We start from the raw sequence: 1,108 nt of genomic DNA on the forward strand, positions 1-1,108 counted from the left end.
ACTCCAACCGGCAATAGTCCACTGACTCAAGCAACGGCATTGTGTCCCCGGAGAAAAGTGGCAGACCGTGATGGCCAGTCCCTCTCGGCGGCCAAGGCGGCGAGTTCGCTTTCCAGGCCTGGTAGCGGTAGCTGTTCGAGCCGCCCGCGTCTGCTGTGACCAGCAGTCGGGTCGCGGCCGGATAGTCGAGTTGGCCGCGTGCCTGCCACCAGCGACGGATCGTGGCCACGGCGAAGGCGGAGGTGTCGTGATCGACGCCGACGCTCACCCAGCCGACATCGGCTGTCAGGTCGTAGACGCCGTAGGGGATGGCGGTCTCGCCCTTGGGACCGGTGAAGAAGCTGTGGCCCTCCACCTCGATCGGCTCGCCTTTTCTTCGAGTCGACGCTGATTACCGGCTCGCAGGCCACCTGGAACTGTTTGACCTGCTCGTTGATGTAGCGGAACTGGGCGCCCCGGTCCGGATGCTGCTTGCCTTCAAGAGCCTTGGAGGTCGCCTGCAGGCTAAATCCGTTCGCCCGCAGCAGCTGGCCGACGGAGCCCGGAGATATGGGATGGCCTTGACGGGGCAGCTCGGCAGCCAGCTTGCGCAGCGACTTCGTGGTCCAGCGCAGCGGCGACATGGGATCACCTCGTTCATCCGGCTCGACCAGAGCCAACTTGCCGTGTGTTTCGGTGTGTTGCTCGTACAGCTCCAATGCGTGCGGCATCGCTGCCACGACGCGCCCGGCAGGACCGCGCCGATCGCGTTCACCAGGCCGGTGTGCGCGTCGGAGACGACCAACTGGACACCGGGCAGACCGCGGCCGGTCAACGAGCGCAGGAAGGCGAGCCGGCCCGCACCGTCCTCGGCCGTGGCGACGTCGATGCCGAGGATCTCGCGGTGTCCGTCCGCGTTGACGCCGACCGCGATCAGCGCGTGGACGTTGATCATGCGGCCGCCCTCACGGACCTTCTGGGTAAGCGCGTCGACCCAGACGAACGCATACGGGCCGGCATCCAGCGGCCGGTTGCGGAACGCGGCAACCTGCTCGTCCAGGTGCTTGGCCACCGCACTGACCTGGGACTTCGACAGCCGCGCGACCCCGAGGGGCTCGGCGAGTTTCAC

2 pseudogenes are annotated in these 1,108 nt (G+C 66.9%); both read right to left on the reverse strand.

The features are described 5' to 3' along the window. A pseudogene (locus tag AB0N17_RS46845) lies at window positions 1-659 on the reverse strand (ISAzo13 family transposase); the annotation flags it as partial. A gap of 32 nt (window positions 660-691) precedes the next feature. Continuing rightward, window positions 692-1,108, reverse strand: a pseudogene (locus AB0N17_RS46850) (transposase); the annotation flags it as partial.

It is taken from the genome of Streptomyces sp. NPDC051133, assembly GCF_040682635.1.
Lineage (GTDB): Bacteria > Actinomycetota > Actinomycetes > Streptomycetales > Streptomycetaceae > Streptomyces.